Here is a 20418-nt window from a genome sequence, read left to right on the forward strand (position 1 = left end):
CGAGGGCGTTCATCGCTGTCAACAGGACCTAAGTCACAGGCGCGATGTGCGGACTGGTTATCAGCCCATCACCGGCGGTCATCAACGGGCTGCACGGCGCTGCCGATAATGGTTCTCCCCGGCGACGATTCGAGCCCATGACCGTACATCGCGACTTCGACCATCTCTGGCGCGACCGCTGTGACACCTCCAGCCAGCGCAGCCCGCGCGTGCTGATCCGGGTGTTCGTCGCCCCCGGCGAACTGGAACGCAGCGTGGCCTTCTACGAGCAGCTGCAGGGCGTGGTCGCCGATGCCGGCTTTCCGTTTCCCGATGCGGGCCTGCGGCTGGCGATGGTCGGTGCGTTCCTGCTGATCGAAGGCTGCGACGAGGCGCTGGCGCCGTTCACGTCGACCACGGGCACGTTGCTGGTCGACGACGTTCGGCCTTATCACGACAAGCTGGTGGCCGCCGGCGCCGAGATCATCTTTCCGCTGCAGGTGGTACCGACCGGTGCGGCGTTCAATGCGGTGCATCCCGATGGCACCGTGGTCGAGTACGTGCACCACCGGCCGGACCCGCAGGGGCGGTGAGGTGGCGGCCGGGCTGCGCCCGGCACCCGCAGAGGCAACGGCAACTGCAACAGCAATAGCCGAAGCAAAAGCTGGGCTCCTGTTGGTAGGCGGGGCAGGTCCGGTTGCGGGGGACGGCGCAAGTACGTCCATGTAGCCTCGGTCGCCGCTTGCTCGTGTGCGCTGTCCTGCGCACACGGCAAGACCGGGGTTGGGCATCCTGCCCAACCCGCCCGAGGCATGCCTCGGGCCCATGGCGCTCACGCCCCCGCAACCGGACCCACCCCGCCTTCGACAGATTCCCGGCGCGCAGTAGATCCACGCCATGCGTGGATGTTTTTCCCATGAACTTTTGCGGCATACGTCATCCACGCATGGCGTAGATCTACAATTCCTCCATGTCCTCCCCCGCTCTACCCTGGAATGGCACCCTGCTGCTGGATGCACACGTGGCTGTGCTGCAGGGCCACGCCGGTGACAGTGACACGCACGCGCACTACGCCCATCAGCTGCTGCTGAGCGAGGGCGACCCTTGGCAGGTCGAGATCGATGGCGTGCAGCAGCAGGGCCAACGGCTGTGGCTGCGCTCCTTCCAATCGCACGCGATCCTGTCGGCGCCCGCTGACGGCTGCACGGTGTTCCTCGAACCGGCACATGCCGACCTCGAACAGATCCAGCAGCATCTGCAGTCGTTGCCCGGCAATGCTGCGCAGTTGCACGAGTGGCTGCCGCGACTGAGCCGCCCACAGCCCCTGGACCGCCGTGTGCAGGCGGCGCTGGCCCGCATCACCCAGCACCTGCCCGGCCCGGTGCCAGCCGCCGATATCGCCGAGGCCGCGCATCTGTCGACCAGCCAGCTGCATCGGCGCTTCCAGTCCGAGCTGGCAGTGACCCTGCGCGGTTGGGTGCTGTGGCAACGGCTGCGCAGTGCGCTGGCGCATCATCTGCGCGGGCACAGCCTGACCGACAGCGCGCATGCCGCCGGTTTCGCCGATCTTCCCCACCTCTCGCGCAGCCTGCGCCGCATGTTCGGCATCGGTGCCGCGCAACTGCAGGGCCTGCAGCTGCGCGCGGCCTGACGCATCGATCACCCGCGCCTGCGCAGTCCTTCCGGAAGCTTCGGCACCTCGCCATGGGGCAGCGCGCGGAAGGGCGCCAGCAGTTGTGCGGAATACGCCTGCGGATAGTCCGGCTGGCTGCCGATGCCCAGGTCACGCTGCCGCAACCGATAGCCCGGCGCATCAAACGCGGTCCCCAGCAGGTGGTCCCACACGGTGAAAAACAAACCGAAATTGACATCACCTGCGGTGCCATAGCGGATGTGGTGGAAGCGGTGCAGCGGTGCCCATGCCATCACCCGGCCCAACACTCCCGGGCGCATGTCCACGTTGGAATGCTGCAGCAGCAGCTGGATCGCGATGGCGAACGCCAGCACCGCGGCCACCGGCATCGGCATGCCCAACAGCAGCAGCGGCAGTACGCCGCCCACCGCTTCGGCGGCCTGGTGCAGTGGGTGTTTCATCAAACCATTGAAGCCATACATGCGGGTCACGCTGTGATGCACCGCATGCAACCGCCACAACCAGCCGATGCGATGGCTGGCGTAATGCACCAGGGTGATGCCAAGGTCAGCGGCGATGATCGCCACCAGCACCTGCAGCGCGAATGGCCACTGCGTCGGCCATACGTGCCAGGGCATGATTGCCGCCAGCAGCGGCACCGTGGCGATCGACAGCAGGTTCAGGCTTTCATTGACCAGCGCATGCAGGACATCGCGTAGGCGGTCACCCTGGTCGTGGTTGAACGCCGGATCGTATGGCCACAGCCGTTCGGCAGCGAACGACACCGCGATGGCGACAGCCAGCAAGGCAAGCAGCCACAATGGGTCACCGTGATGGTGACCGACCCATACGATGGCGGCAGTGACAAAACCCAGCAGGAACAACGGGGCATACAGGCGGAGCATCCAATGCTTCATGGGCAACCCGGGAAGTGAGAGGCCTGCATGTTGGCGGGGCTTACAGACTGTCGGCTTGAACAAACGGCGCAACACCCCGCGTCGTCCATCCACGCATGGCGTGGATCTACAATGACGACCTCATCGCGGCCGGGACCGGCATGGACTCCTTCACCTTGATGCGCGCCTTCCGCCGCATCGTCGAACGCGGCAGCCTGGCCCGCGCCGCCGAAGACCTGGGCCTGTCGCCAGCCGGGCTGAGCAAGCAGCTGCGCACGCTGGAAACGCACCTGGGCGTAGTGCTGCTGCAGCGGACCACCCGCCGCATGAGCCTGACCGAAACCGGCCACGCCTATTACCGCGAATGCTGCCGCCTGCTCGATGAACTGGACGCGCTGGAGCGCGGCATCGCCGAACAGCGCGGTGAAGTGAGCGGACGTCTGCGCGTCAATGCACCGCAGTCATTCGCGCTGAGCACGCTGTCGCCATTGCTGCCACGCTTCCTGCAGCAGCATCCGCAGCTTGCACTGGACCTGGTGATGGAAGACCGTCTGCTTGATGCGGTTGGCGAAGGGTTCGATGTATCCCTGCGCATCCGCGCCGAACTGGAAGATTCGCGGCTGGTCGCACGCCGCCTGGCTTCGCTGCAACAGGTGCTGTGCGCGGCACCGTCCTATCTGCAGCACCATCCGGCACCGCAGGTGGTGGAAGAACTGCAGGCGCACAGCGTGCTTGGCTACAGCCTGTCCGATTCACCCGGCAGCTGGCCGCTGCTCGGCCCCGATGGCCAGGTCACGGTGACCCTGCCGACACGGGTCACCGCCAACAACAGTCTGCTGCTGCGTGACCTGCTGGTCGCCGGCCTCGGTATCGGTGCGCTGCCCTCGTTCCTGGCCGCACCGGCACTGGCCAGCGGCGAACTGCAGCAGGTGCTGCCCGACCATCGCTATCCGCCGCGGTTCGTCTACGCGGTCTACCCCACCGCGCGCCACCTGCAAGCGAAGGTACGCGCCTTCATCGATTTCCTGCACGCCGAACTGCCCGCCTGCGCCGGGTTGGATTCGTAACCGCCAGCGAAAACTGAGCTGCCCGCCGCGTGCTGTTTCGGCCCGGCGCCACTGCCTACTCTGCCGCCTCCCCTCTCACGGACGGCAGGCCGATGATCGCCTCTCCTTCGCTGACCACCACTGCACCGGTGGTCGATTTCTTTCATGACGTGGTCTGCGGCTGGTGCTTCGTGCTGGCCCCGCGTCTGCAGCAGGTCTCGGTCGAACTTGGCATCCAGGTCCGCCACCGCAGCTTCGTGCTGCAGGACTCGCGCGAACAGATGATCGAGGTATTCGGCTCGATGCCGCGTGCCAAGGCCATCATCCTGCGCCACTGGGCCGACTGCGCCGCGCATGACGACAGCGCGCGCATCGATATCGACGGCATGCGGGCACAGGACTTCGAATACCCTTCCGGTTGGCTGGGTGCACTGGCCTGCCAGGCCGCCGGCATGCTCGGCGGCAACGCCGCACACGGCGCGATGTTCGATGCCGTGCAGTGGGCGCACCTGCACCAGCACCGAAACGTCGGTGACGTCGAGGTGCTGCTGGACATCGCCGAACAGCTGGGGCATCGACGTGGCGTCTTCGCCGACCGGATGCGCAGCGATGAGGTGCGCCAGCGCGTGCAGGCCGACCGCGCCGAAGCTGCCGCACTCGGCATCCGCTCCATCCCCACCGTCATCACCGGCAACGGCCTGCGCCTGCAGACCCTGCCGCTGCCGCAACTGCGCCAGGCCCTGGCGCCGCTGGTCGCGGCCTGAGCCGCACCGTTTCCCCCACCCTCAAGGAGATTCCCATGACCCCACGTACCCTGGGCACCGCACTGGCCCTGCTGCTGGCCGGCGCCGCGGCTTCCACCACCGTGTCCGCGCACGAACGCGCTCCCTCCGGCCAGCAGGTCGGCACCAGCCCCTGGGGGCCGAAGGACGAGATCGGCCGCCTCAACCTGATCACCGAGGCCTCGCGCGCGGCGATCCTGTCGCGGGTCAGCGGCGGCAAGGCCTATGACCTGGCTACCGAGTACTACGTTGGCATGCCCAGCTGGCAGGACGCCGGCGACCCGCACTACCAGTTCTGGATGACCCACACCCCGCGCGGCACGGTGATGGACGACCCGATGGGCGTGGGCGAGACCATGAACCTCACCCGCAGCTACACCGGCACCGCGTTCTCGATGTACAGCCACACCGGCACCCATATCGATGCGCTGAACCACTTCGGCATCCACGGAAAGATCTGGAACGGCTTCGAGGCCGACAAGCACCTCGGCGATCGCGGCTGGAATGTCACCGGCATCGAGAAATTCCCGCCGCTGATCGCGCGTGGCGTGCTGATCGACGTGGCCGGTGCCAAGGGCGTGGACATGCTGCCGGACAGCTACCGCGTCACCCGCCAGGACCTGAAGGATGCATTGGCACGCCAGCAGGTGAAGCTGCAGCAGGGCGACATCGTACTGATCCGCACCGGTCGCATGCGCCTGTTCGAACAGCCCAAGGCCTACATGGCCAACCCGCCGGGCCTGGGCCTGGATGCGGCGCGTTTCCTGGTCGAGGACAGCGGCGCGATGATCGTCGGCGCCGACAACCTCAGCTTCGAGACCTTCCCTTCCGAAGTACCCGACGACTACGTGCCCCTGCACACCTACCTGCTGGCGCAGCAGGGCGCGCCGATCATCGAGCTGGTGGCGCTGAATGAACTGGCGCGCGACAAGGTCTACGAGTTCGCCTTCATCGGTGGGCCGCTGAAGATCCGCGGCGGCGACGCCGCGCCGCTGCGCCCGGTGGCCCTGCCGGTCCGCCCGTGACCCGATAGCCGGGCCAGGGTGGGCGGTGCCGACCTTGGCCGGCACCGCTTTTCCCGCATCCAGGCCCCCGTTCCCCAGTAGATCCACGCCATGCGTGGATGCTTTGCCTCCTTCAGCAAGCTGAAACCCTGCCCTCCGATTTCATTAGTAATATTACTCACAAGCCGAGTAGCATGTCCGGTCTCAGCCCCTGATATCGGCCTGTCGATACTCGCTCCATGCTTGCCGTTTCCGCCCACTTCTGCCGCTTCCCGCCAGCCCGGCGCCTCCCCCGGAGGACCGGCTGATGGGCGCCGTCGTCGCACTCGACCGCCTGCTGGACGGCCGCCAGGTCTGGCGCGGGCCGGCACGCCAGGGGCAGGCCAGCGACCATCTGGCCAGTGGCCATCCGGCGCTGGACGCGCGCCTGCCCGGCGGTGGCTGGCCAGCCAGCGGGCTGTGCGAAGTACTGCAGGCCGCACCCGGGGTCGGTGAACTGGCCCTGGTCTGGCCGGCACTGGCAAAGCTGAGCCAGCACCCACGGCCGATCGTGCTGGTCGCCCCACCCCATCGCCCGCACGCCCCGGCATGGGCCGCCGCCGGGCTCGACCTGGCCCAGCTGCAGATCATCCACGCCGCACCGAAGCAGGCGCTGTGGGCGGCCGAGCAGTGCCTGCGCTCTGCCGCCTGCGCCGCCGTGCTGTGCTGGCCGCAGCAGGCCGACGATCGTGCCCTGCGCCGCCTGCAGGTCGCCGCTGACAGCGGCCAGTGCCTGGGTTTCGTGTTCCGCGAGGCCCGCGCCGCCCGCAACCCCTCCCCGGCCAGCCTGCGCCTGCAGCTCGACCATGGCCAGGTGCGGGTGCTGAAGTGCCGCGGCGGGCTGCCACCAGCGCAGCCGTTGCCGCTGGCCATCGCCCACTGAGGCCGCGCCATGCACTGGGCCTGCCTGTTGTTGCCGCAGCTGGCGCTGGACAGCGTGCTGCGCCTGCAGCCCGATCCACAGCGGCCACTGGTACTGCTGCAGGGGCCGGCGCAGCGTCGTGTGCTGCGTGCGGTCAGCCCTGCCGCGCGGGCAGCGGGGCTGCGCCCGGGCATGCTGCTGTCGGCCGCGCAGGTGCTGGTGCAGGACCTGCAGCTGCATGACTACGATCCCAGCGCCGAACAGCACACCCGGCAGTTGCTGGCCAGCTGGCTGTATGCCACCAGTTCGCTGGTCAGCCTTGATTTTCCGCATGCGCTGGTGCTGGAGATCGGTGCCAGCCGTGCCCTGTTCGGCGATTGGCTGACGATCGAACAACGCCTGCGCAACGGCCTGCACGACCTGGGCTTCCGCCATCGCCTGGTCGCTGCTCCCAACCCGCATGCCGCGCGCGTGCTGGCCAATGTGCACGATGGCCTTGGCATCGATGCGCAGCAGCTGCCCGCCGCACTGGCACAGCTGCCGCTGGCGCGTAGTGGCCTGCCCGTTGATGCAGTGACCGTGCTGGCACGCTCCGGCCTGCGCACGCTGGGGGCGGCCTTCGACCTGCCGCGCGAAAGCCTGGCCCGCCGCTTCGCCCCCGAGGTACTGCAGCAGCTGGATGCCGTGCGCGGTTTGGGCAACGCGCCGTTGCGCTATTACCAGCCGCCGGACCGGTTCGATGCCCGCATCGAATTCGAATACGAGATCGAATCCAGCCAGGCCCTGCTGTTCCCGCTGCGCCGCCTGCTGCTGGACCTGGCCGCATTCCTGTGTTCGCGCGATGGCGGAGTGCAGCGTTTCGATCTGCATTTCGAGCATGACCTGCTGCCGGCCAGCGTGCTGACCATCGGCCTGCTGGCCCCCGAACGCGATGCGGCGCTGCTGTTCGAGATCGCACGCAACCGCATGGAAGCCTTCGCCCTGCCCGCCGGCAGCCGTGCGCTGCGCCTGCAGGCCGAGCAGCTGCCGCCGTTCGTACCGGCCGCACGTGACCTGTTCGATACCCGCCCGGCGCAGGCGATGCCATGGACCCAGCTGCGCGAGCGCCTGCGTGCCCGCCTCGGCGATGACGCCGTGCAGCCACTGGCCGTGCAGGCCGACCACCGCCCCGAACGCGCCAGTGGCACCCAGCCACCGGCCAAGCCACCCGCTTGGTGGCCGCTGCGCCCCGGCTGGCTGCTGGAGACGCCACAGCCGCTGCGCGATCCGCGCCTGCGTATCGTCGCCGGGCCGGAACGGATTGAATCGGGCTGGTGGGACCAGGCCGATGCACGCCGCGACTATTACGTGGTGGAAACCGCGCAGGGCCAGCGGGGCTGGGCCTTCCGCACGCGCAATGATCCGCATGCGCCGTGGATGCTGCACGGCTGGTTCGGTTGAGCCCCATGCACACCGATCTGCCCGGATACGCCGAACTGCACTGCCTGTCGGCCTTCAGCTTCCAGCGTGGCGCATCCACCGCCGAGGAACTGTTCGCACGCGCCGCCGGCCAGGGTTACCGCGCGTTGGCCATCACCGACGAATGCTCGTTGGCCGGCATCGTGCGCGCATGGCAGGCGGCGAAGACGCACGGCGTGGCGCTGATCGTCGGTGCCGAATTCCAGGTTGAAGACGGGCCCAAGCTGGCCCTGCTGTGCACCAACCAGGCCGCTTACGCCGGACTGTGCCAGCTGATCACCACCTGTCGCCGGCGGGCAGCCAAGGGCGGATACCGCTGCCTGCGCGAGGATCTGCACGGACTGCCCGAGGGCCTGCTCTGCCTGTGGCTGGACCGGCAACCGGCGGCCACCGAACTGGAACTGCTGCGCCGTTGTTTTCCGCAGCGCCTGTGGCTGGCCGTGGAGCTGCACCACGAACACGACGACACGCGCCGGCTGCAGCAGCTGCAGGCCTTCGGCGAGCGCCACCAGTTGCCGCTGGTCGCCAGTGGCGACGTGCACATGCACGTGCGCCGGCGTCGGGCCTTGCAGGACACGCTGACCGCGATCCGCCACCGCTGCAGCGTGGCCGAGGCTGGCTGGCGCCTGTTTGCCAACGGCGAGCGCCATCTGCGCCCGCGCACTGCACTGGCCCAGCTGTATCCGCCCGGCCTGCTGGCAGAAACCCTGCGCATCGCCGAACGCTGCCACTTCTCCCTGGACCAGCTGAAATACACCTACCCGCGCGAACTGGTGCCCGAAGGCCACGACCCGGACAGCTGGCTGCGCGTGCTGGTCGAGCGCGGCATTCCCTGGCGTTGGAAAAAGGGCATCGAGCCAGCCCAGCGCAAGCAGATCGAGCACGAACTGGCACTGATCAAGCAGAAGCAGTACGCCTCCTATTTCCTCACCGTGCAGGACATCGTGCGCTTCGCCCGCAGCCAGGACATCCTCTGCCAGGGCCGTGGCTCGGCCGCCAATTCAGCGGTGTGCTTCGTGCTGGGTGTAACCGAGATCGACCCGGCGCGCAGCAACCTGCTGTTCGAGCGTTTCATCTCGGCCGAGCGTGATGAACCACCGGACATCGACATCGACTTCGAGCACGAGCGCCGCGAGGAAGTGCTGCAGTATGTATTCAACCGCTATGGCCGCGAGCGTGCCGCGTTGACGGCGGTGGCGATCAGCTACCGTGGCCGCAGCGCGATCCGCGATGTCGCCCGTGCGCTGGGCCTGCCGATGGACCAGGTCAACGAGCTGGGCGCGGCGATGGACCATTGGGGCGGCAACATTCCGTTGCCGGAAACCCTGCGCGAGCGCGGTTTCGATCCGGAAACACCGTTGATGCGCCGGCTGCTGGCATTGACCGCCGAGCTGATCGATTTTCCGCGCCATCTGTCGCAGCATCCGGGCGGCTTCGTGATTTCCGAGCATCCGCTGTCGACGCTGGTGCCGGTGGAGAACGCGGCGATGGCCGACCGCACCGTCATCCAGTGGGACAAGGACGACCTGGACGCCACCGGCCTGATGAAGGTCGACTGCCTGGCACTGGGCATGCTCACCGCCATCCGCAAATGCCTGGCGATGCTGCAGCAGCACGGCCTGCACGAAGGACGCATGGATGCAATCAAGGACGATGACAAGCCGACCTACGACATGATCTGCGCCGCCGACACCATCGGCGTGTTCCAGATCGAGTCGCGCGCGCAGATGGCGATGCTGCCACGCATGCAGCCGCGTAATTTCTATGACCTGGTGATCGAGGTGGCGATCGTGCGCCCTGGCCCGATCCAGGGCGACATGGTCCATCCCTACCTGGAGCGGCGGCGGATCCTGCGCGAACAAGGCCCGGATGCGTTGAACGATCCGGACAACCCACTCTATCCCCCCCAGCTCGACCGCGTATTCGCGCGCACTCTGGGCGTGCCACTGTTCCAGGAGCAGGTGATGCAGTTGGCGGTGGACGCGGCCAACTACACCGCAGGCGAAGCCGATGCACTGCGCCGTTCGATGGCCGCCTGGAAGCGTCGTGGCGGCCTGGAACCGCACCGCGAAAAGCTGCTGACGGGCATGTTGAAAAACGGCTTCAGTCTGGAATATGGCGAGCACCTGTTCGAGCAGATCAAGGGCTTCGGCGACTACGGTTTTCCGGAAAGCCACGCGGCCAGCTTCGCCCTGCTCACCTATGCCAGCTGCTGGCTGAAGTGCCACCACCCGGCTGCATTCACCGCCAGCCTGATCAACAGCCAGCCACTGGGCTTCTACAGCCCCGACCAGCTGCTGCAGGATGCGCGCCGGCATGGCATCACGGTACTGCCGGTGGACGTGCGTCACAGCGACTGGGATTGCACACTGGACTTCAGCAAGGGCGCGGCGGCAATCCGGCTCGGCCTGCGCCTGGTCGATGGCTGCAGCGAACCGGCCGCGCAGATCATCATGCGTGAACGCGCACGGCGCCCCTTCGACGATGTCGGCGATCTCTGCCAGCGCACCGCACTGGATCGCCGCCAGCAGGGCCTGCTCGCCGATGCCGGCGCCCTGCGCGGCCTCAGCGGCCATCGCCACCGCGCACGCTGGGATATCTCCGGCGTGGAGAACCGCCTGCCGTTGTTCGACCAGGCCCGGGCCACCGCCGAAGCGCGCGTGGCCCTGCCCCTGCCCAGCGCCTGGGAAGACATGCAGGCCGATTACCGCAGCACCGGCACCACCCTCGGCCGCCATCCGATGTCGTTCCTGCGTGCGCAGCTGCGAACCCGTGGCTGCCTGGATGCCGCGCAGCTGGCCAACCATGGTCATGGCCGGCGCGTACGCATCGCCGGCCTGGTACGCATGCGCCAGCGCCCGCAGACCGCCAGCGGTGTCACCTTCCTTACCCTGGAAGATGAAACCGGCATGGTCAACGCCGTAGTCTGGCGACATCTGGCCGACCGCCAGCACCACGTCCTGGTAGACACGCAACTGATGCAGATCGACGGCCGGCTGGAACGCGTGGATGGCGTGCAGCATGTGATCGTGCAGCGCATGCACTGCCTGGACGAACTGCTACAGGGACTGCGCAGCCACAGCCGCGACTTCCATTGACGATACACACCGTCACACAACGAACTGGCCACGGCCAACCGGATTCCGCTATCGTCGGCCACGTCCAAGGAAGGAATACACAATGGCTCGTGCCCTGACCCTGACCACCCTGGTGGTCGCCCTGCTCGCGTTGCTCGTTTCCGGCTGGACAGCCTGGAACCTGCATCGCAGCCAGTCACCACACCGCGTGATCGAAGCGCGCGGCCTGATCATCCACGATGCCAGCGGCCAGCCGCGGGTGATCCTTGGCGCCCCGGTTCCCGACCCCCTCAGCCGGGGCCGCCCGCAGGGGCCGCGTGCCACCGCCCTGTCCGGCCTGATCCTGCTCGGCCCCGATGGCTCCGAGCGCGGCGGCTACGGCACCAGCGACCGGGGTGGCGAAGCCCTGCTGACCCTTGACGATGCCACCGGCACCACCGAAGTCTTCAAGGTGGTCGCCAACCCGGACCGCGGCGCCAGCCTGATGGTCAAGCACCAGAACAACACCGGCGCCATGCTGAGTTCCTGGCAGGGCAAGCCGGAGCTGGTGTTCCTCGACGACAGCGGCCAGTCCTACTACGTGCGCCCCGGCGCCAGCGCTGCGCCCTGAGCGCGCACGCTCAGCGCACCACCGCCGCCAGGTCATCGGCCAACCGACGTTGCTGCGGCGGGCCGAGTGCCGCACAGGTGATGCGCAACCCATGCGCCGGTGCAGACACCGCAAAGACTTCACCCCCACGCACATGCCAGCCACGTGCCGCCAGTGCCAGCACCTGCGGCGTGCTGTCGGCCGGCAGTGGCAGCCACAGATTCAAGCCTTCCATCGGTATCGGTGTCGGCAGCCCGCGCGCCTGCAGCAGGGCCTGCAGACCCTGCAGCCGCTGCTGGTAGCGCTCACCGGCGGCAGCCACCTTCGCCCGTTGCTGCGCCGACTCCAATACCGAACTGGCTGCATCCTGCAGCAGATGGCTGACCCAGCCGGTGCCCGCCGCCAAGCGCAGGCGCAGGCGCACCGCGGTCTGCCCATCGCAGGCCAACCAGGCCACGCGCAGGTCCGGGCCCAATGCCTTGGACAACGAACGCAGCAGCGCCCAACGCCGACCGTCCATCGGCAGCACCGAGTGATAGGCCTGTTGCGAGAGCAGGGCGTAGTGATCGTCGACCAGCACCGCCACCTGCGGATAGCCGGCCAGCAACTGGCGCAGCGCACGCGCACGCTTCGCATCCAGGCTGGCACCGGTGGGATTGTGCGCGCGTGGGGTCAGCAGCACCGCACGTGCACCCGCATCCAACGCCTGCCGCAGTGATTCCACCTGCATGCCGTGCGTATCCACCGCCACCGGCAACGGCACGTGTCCGGCCGCACCGAGGACATTGAGGCTGCCCAGGAAACAGGGATCCTCCACCGCGATGCGGTCCCCCGGCAGCAGCCACGCCGACAGCAGGCGCTCGATGCCATCGACCGCGCCGTGGCTCAGTTCCAGCGCATAGTCCGGCGGGCAATCGGCATCCAGCGAGGCCCGTGCCAGGCGTTGCATGCGTGGATCAACCGTCTCCACCCCATACAGGCGCGGAGCCGTCGCAGCCACGCGGAGGCTGGGCAGGCAGCGCGGATCCGGATTGCCGCCGGCCAGATCATGCAGGGCCAACCCCGGCGCACTGCCCTCGCGTGCCATCGTCGCCGGTAGGCCGCGCACCACGGTGCCGCGACGTCCCGCCGTACTGGCCAGCCCCGCTGCATCCAGCCGCTTGTAGGCCGCCGCCACGGTGTTGCGGTTGACCCCCAGCTGATCGGCCAGATCGCGTACCGGCGGCAGCACGCTGCCGGCTGCCAGATGGCCGCTACCGATGCCCTCGCGGATGCTGTCGAAGATCGCTTCGGCGCTGTTCCCGGTGATTTTCATTTTGTCCTATGCCAAACTATATCTTGTCCTGTGCCAGTGTATCCCACCCTGGCCACCCCGCACCGGAGGTGCCCCATGTCCCTCGCCGCCGCCGACTGGCCCGTCGCCCAGTCCGTCGAACAGATCGCCGCCAATCTCGCCACCGTGCACCAGCGCATCGCCAGCGCCTGTGCCCGCGCCGGTCGTGATCCGGCCAGCGTGCGCCTGCTACCGGTCAGCAAGACCGTCGATGAAGCACGCATCCGCATGGCCGTAGCCGCCGGTTGCCACCAACTGGGGGAAAACAAGGTGCAGGAGGCGCAGCGCAAGGCCGAGGCCATGGCTGACCTTGGCGTGCACTGGTCGGTCATTGGCCACCTGCAGACCAACAAGGCCCGGTACGTCGCACGCTTCGCCAGCGAGTTCCAGGCGCTGGACAGCCTGCGCGTGGCCGAGGCGCTGCAGCAGCGGCTGCTGCTGGAGGACCGTACGCTGGATGTGTTCGTACAGGTCAACACCTCGGCCGAGCCCAGCAAATACGGCCTGGAGCCGGCTGCGGTGGCCGACTTCGTGCAGCAGCTGCCCGCCTTCGACCGCCTGCGCGTGCGTGGCCTGATGACCCTCGCCATCTTCACCCCCGAGGTGGAACGCGTACGCGCCTGCTTCGTGCGCCTGCGCGAGCTGCGCGACCAGCTGCAGCAGACGGCGCCGGCAGGCCTGGACCTGTCGCAGCTGTCGATGGGCATGTCCGGTGATTTTGAAGTCGCCATCGAGGAAGGTGCCACCGTCGTCCGCGTTGGCCAAGCGATCTTCGGTGCACGCTCCACGCCCGACAGCTTCTACTGGCCCACCCCGGGAGCACCGGCATGAAGCGCGCCGTTGCCCTGCAGCACGTGGCCTTTGAAGATCTTGGCACCCTGCATCCGCTGCTGCTCGCGCAGGGATGGCAGGTACATACACTGCAAGCCGGCGTGGATGCACTCGATGCTGCCGAAGATGCCGATCTGCTGGTGGTGCTGGGTGGCCCGATCAGCGTCAACGATGGATCGGCCTACCCGTTCCTCGCCGACAGCACCGCGTTGCTGCAGCGTCGCCTGCAGCAACAGCGGCCGACGCTGGGCATCTGCTTGGGCGCCCAGTTGATGGCGCGCGCACTGCATGCGGTCGTTGCCCCCACCGGCGGCAAGGAAATTGGTTTCGCACCGCTGCTGCTCACCGATGAAGGCCAGCGCTCGCCTTTGCAGGCATTACAGGGCATCCCGGTGCTGCACTGGCATGGTGAAGCCTTCGAACTGCCGGAGGGCGCACGCCGCCTCGCCAGTACGCCCGCCTGTCGCCACCAGGCCTTCGCCATCGCCCACCATGCACTCGCCCTGCAATGCCATCCGGAACTGGATGCGCGCCAGTTCGAGCGCTGGCTGATCGGCCACGCGCTGGAACTGGCCGCGGCCGGCATCGATCCCATCGACCTGCGCGCGCAGGCCCGCCGCTACGGCGGGCCTCTCGCCGCTGCGGCGACCGCGATGTTCCAACAGTGGCTGCACGACCTGCCGGAGACCCGCCCATGCACTACCGCCTGACCATCCAGCACAACGGCATCCACTGGGGCCATTTCGACTGTGACGGTCCCAATGCGCTGCAACGCATCGATGCCATCGCCGCACGCCTGCCCGCCGCCGAAGGCTTCAGCCTGCAACGGCAGAAGGGCATCGGCGAGGAGCGCATCCTCTCCAGCACTGCCGATGGCCTGCGCGTGCTGGCCGCGCAGATCCAATACCGCGATCTCTGATCCCCAGGTGATGCGGCATTGACCCAACGCATGCTGCGCAACGTCCTGTAGAGTCGTACCCGCTCGATGCCGCAGGAACGCGCTCATGCCAGACCACCTTCCGCCAACCTCCAGACTGTCCCTGTCACGCGGCTCCATCGACGGCCTGCGCATTGCCCCGCGCTGGCCCGCGTCACAGGTCATCCTCGAGGCCGAGGTCCTGCAGTGCCTGCTTGATGCGCAGGAACTGCTGCCATCCACGCTGCGCCTGCTGGTCACCCGCGGCTTCGAATGCAGCCAGGGAAAGCTGGGAGGCTTCCGGCGTCTGGTACGGCGGCTCGGCATCGCCGTGTTCCGCTGCTGCTATCGGCATCGCCACGATGAGATCGACGCCATTTTCGGCGCCAACAGCCATGATCTGGACGGTCGCCATGTGGATGTCTCGCTGGTCCTGCACGGCCGGCGCGTACGCCTGCTTCCGCTGGGCGTGTTCACTCCATTGCGCTGGCAGCAGCAGCGCGTCAGCCGTCATGCAGACGCCGTTGCAGCGGCCAAGCATGCACTGCAGCGGTGCGGCTTCGATCTGCACCCCAACGCCACCGAGAGCCTGCAGATCCACTGCGACCATCGCGGCACGACACTGGCGGAACGGTCGCGTTGATCGACGTTCCAAGCGCACTGCAGGCAACCTGCACCGAGCTCCAGCAACGCCTGGGACGGATCGACAACCTGTCGGGCAATGGTGAACACCGCCTCGTCCTCGAGGGAGAACTGCTGCGCTTCCCCTATCGCATCTATGCGGACGCTACGAACCTGTTCCGGCTCGCATCCCATCTGCAGGACGATGCGCGCGCCCTCTGCCTCTGCCTGCTCTCGCGCCATTGTGACGGACATGTACGGCAACGTGCGATCGAGACGCTGGGTCCCTCGCCGATGCCCTGGGTGCATGCCTTCCAGCTGGCCTTGCTGGGGGAGTACGTGGACGAGGTCGCGTCGGCCGTGGCGATCCCGGCGCAACAGACCGGCCTGCAGCGCTATGCCGCGCTCATTGGCGAGAACCGCGCATTCTTCGACCTCTGCCGACAGCGCGCTGCCAGTTACTGGAATGCCTACTACCGCGCCCGCTACCCCAGCCTGCGTATGTTCCCCGCGCATCGCCTGCTGCTGCAGATGGAACGCGCCGCGCGCTCGCCATAGCCCGCTCTACGCGTGCCACGCCCGCGTGGCACTACCACAGGACGGGCGCGCACAAGCTCGGATGCCAATGCTTCTTCTTTACTGTAACGTGACGCCGCTGCCCTTGCCGCCGCGGGCTGTTCCCTTCCCTCGCCTGCCCCGTGCCCATGCCTGTCGAATCGACGGATGTCGCGCAGCAGTGCGCAGCCCGCTACCGGCCGCTGCACGCCCACGTCCGTCGCAAACTCATCCAACACAGCTTTGCCTCAGGTGCTGCTGCGGTCACTGGCCCTCTGCACGCTGCCGACGTCTCCGACCCGTCCGGGGTAGTCAGCGATGAGTGAGCGTCGGCAGCACTGGCAAGCGGTGACGATCAGCATCGGGCTGCACCTGCTGCCGTTGCTGCTGTTCGTCCACTGGGTGTCCACCCCGCCGCTGCAGCCGCCGCCGGAACAGGACGTACGCATCAGCCTGCGCCTGCTGGCGCCAGCCACGCCGCCGCAGCCGGTGGAAGAACTGCAGTCCGAACGCTTCAGCCAGGCCCAGCAATCGCGGGCAGCCGAGGCGCGGAAAACACCCCCACCACCGCGGGCCACGGCGGCACCCGAGGGCAACCTCGCCGCCAGCGAGAAGAATAGCGACGGCCACCAGTCCTTGCCCGTGGCCCCACCTGCGGCCGCGACCGATGCCCGTTCCGCACCGGCATCGATCACGGCCGCACCGCCCGCTCCGGACGCACCACCGGCGGACTTCCAGGCCGGCGCCGCCAGCGACCAGTGGGAAGCCCGCCTGATGGCGCGGCTGGAGCGTTACCGCTATTACCCCGCCGTAGCGAGGTCGCGGCGCCAGCAGGGCACCGCATGGGTCAGGGCCAGCATCGACCGCGACGGTCGCCTGCGGGCATTGCGTATGGAACAGTCCAGTGGACAGCCGATGCTGGATGAAAGCGCGCTGCCGACATTCCGCCGCGCGCAGCCCCTGCCCCGGATTCCAGAAGAACTGCCAGCTCCGCAGGAACTGGTGGTGCCGGTGGAGTACTACCTGCGCTAAGCGCTGTAGGCCTCTGCCTCGATCTCGAACAGCATTCCTTCCAACGCCAGCCGCGGCACCGGAATCAACGTGCAGGTCGGCGCTGCGCGATTGGCCCAACGTCGCCGCACCTGGCGGGCGATGATGCCCAGGCGATCCTCGTCGTGGTCGACCACCAGGATCCGCAGCCGTGCAACATCGGCCAGATCCGCATGCGCCGACCGCAGCGCGGTCTGCAGATTGTCCAGTGCCTGCGACACCTGCTCCTCGAAGCTCGGCGACAGGCTTCCCTGGTCGTCCTCGCCTCCCTGTCCGGCGATATGGATCACACGCGCTGGCAGTCGCACCACCGCCACATGCGAATATCCGTTGGCACTGGGATCGTGCAGGCCGGGCGGATCGAACAGATCCAGCAGGCCATGGCTGAAGTCCGGGGTGGTCAGCAGGTTCATACCGCATGCCTCGTGGGGAATGCGACGCAGTCTGCGACCTCAACTGCTGTTGAGGTCAAACCGATTACCTGCAACAGAGCGGTCCAACGCACGCAACGATCTGCAGGATCAGGTCCACGCCGGGTCCGCAGTGAAATCGATCGTCAGCCAGAACGTGCTGCTTCGCGCGTCCAACCGCACTGCAATCTCATCGCGCATCGCATCCACCTCACCCACCGTGCCCAGCGGCGTCGACGGCGACGTCAGGATGTGGATCTCGATGAAGCGCATCCGCCCCATCTTCGCTACATGGCTGGTGAAGCCGGCATAGCCATGCTCGGCCACGAATGCCTGCATCACCTGCTGCACGCGCTCGTCCAGGTCATCGGGCGCCACCTGCAGCACTTCACGCATGGCCTTCCACGCACTGCGCGCCGGCACCGGCAACACCGCCAGGCTGATCAACGCCAGTACGATCGAATCCAGATAGGGCACCCAGTGGTGCCACTGGCCACCATGCAGCACCAGCGCCAATACGAAGGCCAGCACCACCGCCAGGCTCATCAAGCCCCCCAGCAACCAGCCGCGCACATCCAGCCGCAGCAATGCCGACTGCAGCCTGCGGGCCCGCTGGGCCACGAACGCGGCCATGCCCAGGTTGCTGGCACTCAGCAGCGCCGCCCACCACAGCGCCGGTCCGAACTTCACTTCGTGCCCGCCGGTGGTCAAGCCGATCACCGCGTTGGCCAGCGCATACACGCAGGCCAGAGACAGGATCACCCCGCCCAGCGCCTCGACCATCGGCTCCAGGTGCCAATAGCCGTACTGGAAGCGCGGGCTGTGCTCCCGCGCCACCAACCGCAGCACCGACAACGACACCAGGGTCAGGGCTACGTCGACCAGGCTGTAGATGCCGTCGAACAGGATGGCCTGCGATCCCACCAGCAGGCCACCGATGAAGCCAACCGCGCTGACCGCCACGGTGACCCCGATCGAGAACTTCAGGATGCGTTGCTCGCGCGCGGTATCCATCGTCCGCCGAAGGGCCGACCGTACCGGCTCAGGCCTTCAGCACCTCCACCTTGTAGGACGGCACGTCGCCATCGCGCTCGATGATAAGGCCATGGACGTCCGACTCGAAGCCCGGGAAGCGCGCGTTCTGCTCGCGGGCGATGCGCAGCGACTGGATGATCGGTTCGTCGCGGTCGCCGAAGCGCTCGCCCGGCATGATCGTCGGGATGCCCGGCGGATACGGCACCAGCATCGTCGCAGCGATGCGGCCGCTGATCTGCTCGATGTCGACCCGCTCGATCTCGCCCTTCACCAGGTGGTTGTAGGCATCGGCCGGGGTCATCACCGGCGTCGGCAGGTCCACGTACATCTCACGCATCACCTTGGCCACCGCGAACTCCTGGTTGAACGCATGCAGTGCGTCGCACAGGTCACGCAGGCCCCAGCCGGCATAGGCATGGGGATAGTCGGCAGCCAGCGACGGCAGCGCCTGGGTCAGCGGCGCGTTGCGGTCGTACAGCTCCTTGAACGCCATCAGCTCGGTAACCAAGGTGCTCCACTTGCCCTTGGTGATGCCCATCGAGAACAGGAACAGCACCGAGTACAGGTTGGTCTTCTCCACGGTGATGCCGCGGCCCCACAGGAACTTGCTCAGCACCGCAGCCGGGATGCCCAGCTTGCCCATGCTGCCGTCCATCGACAGCCCCGGTGTCAACAGGGTCACCTTGATCGGATCGATCAGCACATAGTCATCCACCAGGTTCTCGAACCCGTGCCAATGCGCATCGGGCTGCAGGTACCACTCCTCGCGCTTGGCGACCAGCGGCGCCGGTGTATCGCCCTTGTCCAGGCTGCGCTCGACCTTGGTCGGTTGCCACACGCTGAACCACCAGTCATCGCGGCCCAGATCGTCGCGTACATGCAGCATCGCCCTGCGGAAGGCGATCGCCTCGTCATGCATTTCCTGCACCAGCGAACGCCCCGCATCCCCTTCCATCATCTTCGAGGCAACATCACACGCCGCGATCACGCCGTAATGCGGGCTGGTCGAGGTATGCATCATGAATGATTCGTTGAAGCGTTCGGCGTCCAGGTCGCGACTGGCCGAATTGCGCACGTGGATCATCGAGGCCTGCGAGAACGCGGCCAACAGCTTGTGCGTGGAATGGGTGGTGAAGATGATCGCGTCCTGCTCGCGCGGCTTGCCCTTGGCCATGCCGTAGTGGTTCTCGTAGAACGGATGGAACGCGGCATAGGCGTACCAGGCCTCATCGAAATGCAGGAAGTCGACCGCGCTGCCGATCTCCTCGGCGATTTTCTCGGCGTTGTAGCACAGGCCGTCGTAGGTCGAGTTGGTCACCACCGCGATACGCGGCTTGGAACCGGCCTGGTAGGCCTGGCTGGCAAGCGGATTGGCCGCGATGCTCTGCTGCAGGGCTTCGGGGGTGAACTGGTCCAGGCTGATCGGGCCGATGATGCCGTGCGCATTGCGGCTGGGCGTGAAGTACACCGGCACCGCGCCGGTCATGATCAGCGAATGCAGCAGCGACTTGTGGCAGTTACGGTCGACGAACACCACGTCGCCGCGGGCCACGGTGCCATGCCACACGATCTTGTTGGCCGTTGACGTACCGTTGGTGACGAAGAAGGTGTGGTCGGCGCCGAAGTTGCGCGCGGCCTCGTCCTCGGCCTCCTTGATCGGGCCGGTGTGGTCCAGCAGCGAGCCCAGCTCCGGCACCGAAATCGATAGATCGCTGCGCAGCGTATTCTCACCATAGAACTGGTGGAAGGCGCGCCCGACCGGTGACTTGGTGAAGGCCACGCCACCGGCATGCCCAGGCGTATGCCAGGAATAGTTCGACTCGGCCGCGTGGTGGATCAGCGCCTTGAAGAACGGCGGCAGCAGGTTCTGCATGTAGTCTTCGGCCGCACGCATCACCTGACGCGAGATGAAGCTCTTGGTGTCTTCGAACAGGAAGATGAAACCGTGGATGTACTTGAGCAGCTTGCTCGGCACCTTCTCGATGGTACGGCGCTCGCCGTAAAGGAACACCGGCAGGTTGGCGCGGCGCGCACTCTGCTCGCGCAGGAAAGCGGTCAGGCGCTGGAATTCGCCATCGACCTCCTCGCTGCCGTCGATCGAGATCAGCACCGCCGAAGCGGCCACATAGGTACGGGCGCCGGCACGGGCATCGTCCAGGTTCAGGCCGCACAGCACGCGCTGGTCATTGCTGCGCAGTTCTTCCACCAGCGCACGGATGAGGATGCCGCCGATGCGCGGCGAATCGTAGTCACCGTCAATGACGATGACCGGATAATCCAGGGACTTGAAATACACGTTGAT

20 protein-coding genes are annotated in these 20418 nt (G+C 67.1%); 15 read left to right on the forward strand and 5 right to left on the reverse strand.

Going from position 1 to position 20418, the window contains the following annotated elements; translation table 11 throughout:
• Positions 1–137: 137 nt before the first annotated feature.
• Both ACUXVE_RS17660 and ACUXVE_RS17665 read left to right on the forward strand, forming a co-directional pair.
• Positions 138–572 (forward strand): VOC family protein, encoded by a 435-nt coding sequence (locus ACUXVE_RS17660; RefSeq protein ID WP_025878496.1) that lies wholly within the window; start codon positions 138–140, stop codon positions 570–572.
• Positions 573–949: 377 nt separating this feature from the next.
• Positions 950–1630, forward strand: coding sequence for a helix-turn-helix domain-containing protein (locus ACUXVE_RS17665; RefSeq protein WP_261311889.1), 681 nt, complete (start codon positions 950–952; stop codon positions 1628–1630).
• An 8-nt stretch (positions 1631–1638) separates the two neighbouring features.
• Here ACUXVE_RS17665 and ACUXVE_RS17670 read toward each other — a convergent pair whose 3' ends face one another.
• Positions 1639–2517: a sterol desaturase family protein gene (locus tag ACUXVE_RS17670; RefSeq protein ID WP_261311888.1), complete on the reverse strand. Its 879-nt coding sequence runs from the start codon at positions 2515–2517 to the stop codon at positions 1639–1641.
• A gap of 107 nt (positions 2518–2624) precedes the next feature.
• On the opposite strand from ACUXVE_RS17670, the gene ACUXVE_RS17675 reads away from it, so the two are divergent.
• From ACUXVE_RS17675 to ACUXVE_RS17705, 7 genes are all read left to right on the forward strand, one after another.
• Entirely contained in the window at positions 2625–3575 is a 951-nt protein-coding gene (locus ACUXVE_RS17675) for a LysR family transcriptional regulator (RefSeq protein WP_445514888.1), read from the forward strand.
• Between the two features lie 92 nt (positions 3576–3667).
• Positions 3668–4318, forward strand: a complete 651-nt coding sequence (locus ACUXVE_RS17680; protein WP_025879219.1) for a DsbA family oxidoreductase — start codon at positions 3668–3670, stop codon at positions 4316–4318.
• Between the two features lie 35 nt (positions 4319–4353).
• On the forward strand, positions 4354–5361 hold the full coding sequence (locus ACUXVE_RS17685) for a cyclase family protein (RefSeq protein ID WP_445514889.1): 1008 nt from the start codon (positions 4354–4356) through the stop codon (positions 5359–5361).
• Positions 5362–5647: 286 nt separating this feature from the next.
• Positions 5648–6262 (forward strand): translesion DNA synthesis-associated protein ImuA, encoded by a 615-nt coding sequence (imuA, locus tag ACUXVE_RS17690; protein ID WP_033831381.1) that lies wholly within the window; start codon positions 5648–5650, stop codon positions 6260–6262.
• 9 nt (positions 6263–6271) lie between these two features.
• A complete protein-coding gene (locus tag ACUXVE_RS17695) occupies positions 6272–7681 on the forward strand; it encodes a Y-family DNA polymerase (RefSeq protein WP_033831382.1) in 1410 nt (469 codons plus the stop codon).
• A 5-nt stretch (positions 7682–7686) separates the two neighbouring features.
• The gene (locus ACUXVE_RS17700; protein ID WP_445514890.1) at positions 7687–10797 is read left to right on the forward strand and encodes an error-prone DNA polymerase; all 3111 of its coding nucleotides are present in this window, start codon (positions 7687–7689) and stop codon (positions 10795–10797) included.
• Positions 10798–10879: 82 nt separating this feature from the next.
• The gene (locus ACUXVE_RS17705) at positions 10880–11386 is read left to right on the forward strand and encodes a hypothetical protein (RefSeq protein WP_222389105.1); all 507 of its coding nucleotides are present in this window, start codon (positions 10880–10882) and stop codon (positions 11384–11386) included.
• 10 nt (positions 11387–11396) lie between these two features.
• Here the strand turns inward: ACUXVE_RS17705 and ptsJ are convergent, their stop codons facing one another.
• The gene (gene ptsJ, locus ACUXVE_RS17710; protein ID WP_222389102.1) at positions 11397–12680 is read right to left on the reverse strand and encodes a MocR-like B6 salvage transcription factor PtsJ; all 1284 of its coding nucleotides are present in this window, start codon (positions 12678–12680) and stop codon (positions 11397–11399) included.
• Between the two features lie 75 nt (positions 12681–12755).
• On the opposite strand from ptsJ, the gene ACUXVE_RS17715 reads away from it, so the two are divergent.
• The 6 genes from ACUXVE_RS17715 to ACUXVE_RS17740 all read left to right on the forward strand — a co-directional run bounded on the left by ACUXVE_RS17715 (position 12756) and on the right by ACUXVE_RS17740 (position 16653).
• A complete protein-coding gene (locus tag ACUXVE_RS17715; RefSeq protein WP_033831385.1) occupies positions 12756–13529 on the forward strand; it encodes a YggS family pyridoxal phosphate-dependent enzyme in 774 nt (257 codons plus the stop codon).
• The gene (locus tag ACUXVE_RS17720; RefSeq protein ID WP_222389101.1) at positions 13526–14239 is read left to right on the forward strand and encodes a glutamine amidotransferase; all 714 of its coding nucleotides are present in this window, start codon (positions 13526–13528) and stop codon (positions 14237–14239) included. Before ACUXVE_RS17715 ends, ACUXVE_RS17720 begins: the two co-directional genes overlap by 4 nt.
• Positions 14224–14448, forward strand: a complete 225-nt coding sequence (locus tag ACUXVE_RS17725) for a hypothetical protein (protein WP_025879228.1) — start codon at positions 14224–14226, stop codon at positions 14446–14448. Before ACUXVE_RS17720 ends, ACUXVE_RS17725 begins: the two co-directional genes overlap by 16 nt.
• An 85-nt stretch (positions 14449–14533) precedes the next feature.
• On the forward strand, positions 14534–15088 hold the full coding sequence (locus tag ACUXVE_RS17730) for a hypothetical protein (RefSeq protein ID WP_222389098.1): 555 nt from the start codon (positions 14534–14536) through the stop codon (positions 15086–15088).
• Positions 15085–15624 carry a hypothetical protein gene (locus ACUXVE_RS17735; protein ID WP_222389096.1) on the forward strand — a complete coding sequence of 180 codons (540 nt, stop codon included), beginning with the start codon at positions 15085–15087 and terminating at the stop codon, positions 15622–15624. Before ACUXVE_RS17730 ends, ACUXVE_RS17735 begins: the two co-directional genes overlap by 4 nt.
• A gap of 315 nt (positions 15625–15939) precedes the next feature.
• Entirely contained in the window at positions 15940–16653 is a 714-nt protein-coding gene (locus tag ACUXVE_RS17740) for an energy transducer TonB family protein (RefSeq protein WP_222389094.1), read from the forward strand.
• Here ACUXVE_RS17740 and ACUXVE_RS17745 read toward each other — a convergent pair.
• From ACUXVE_RS17745 to ACUXVE_RS17755, 3 genes are all read right to left on the reverse strand, one after another.
• The gene (locus ACUXVE_RS17745; protein WP_222389091.1) at positions 16650–17084 is read right to left on the reverse strand and encodes a RidA family protein; all 435 of its coding nucleotides are present in this window, start codon (positions 17082–17084) and stop codon (positions 16650–16652) included. The genes ACUXVE_RS17740 and ACUXVE_RS17745 overlap by 4 nt on opposite strands.
• Positions 17085–17192: 108 nt before the next feature.
• Positions 17193–18095, reverse strand: coding sequence for a cation diffusion facilitator family transporter (locus ACUXVE_RS17750; RefSeq protein ID WP_445514891.1), 903 nt, complete (start codon positions 18093–18095; stop codon positions 17193–17195).
• A 28-nt stretch (positions 18096–18123) separates the two neighbouring features.
• Positions 18124–20412, reverse strand: coding sequence for an Orn/Lys/Arg family decarboxylase (locus ACUXVE_RS17755; protein ID WP_025879234.1), 2289 nt, complete (start codon positions 20410–20412; stop codon positions 18124–18126).
• Between the last annotated feature and the right edge of the window lie 6 nt (positions 20413–20418).

It is taken from the genome of Stenotrophomonas sp. 3(2025), from assembly GCF_052665395.1.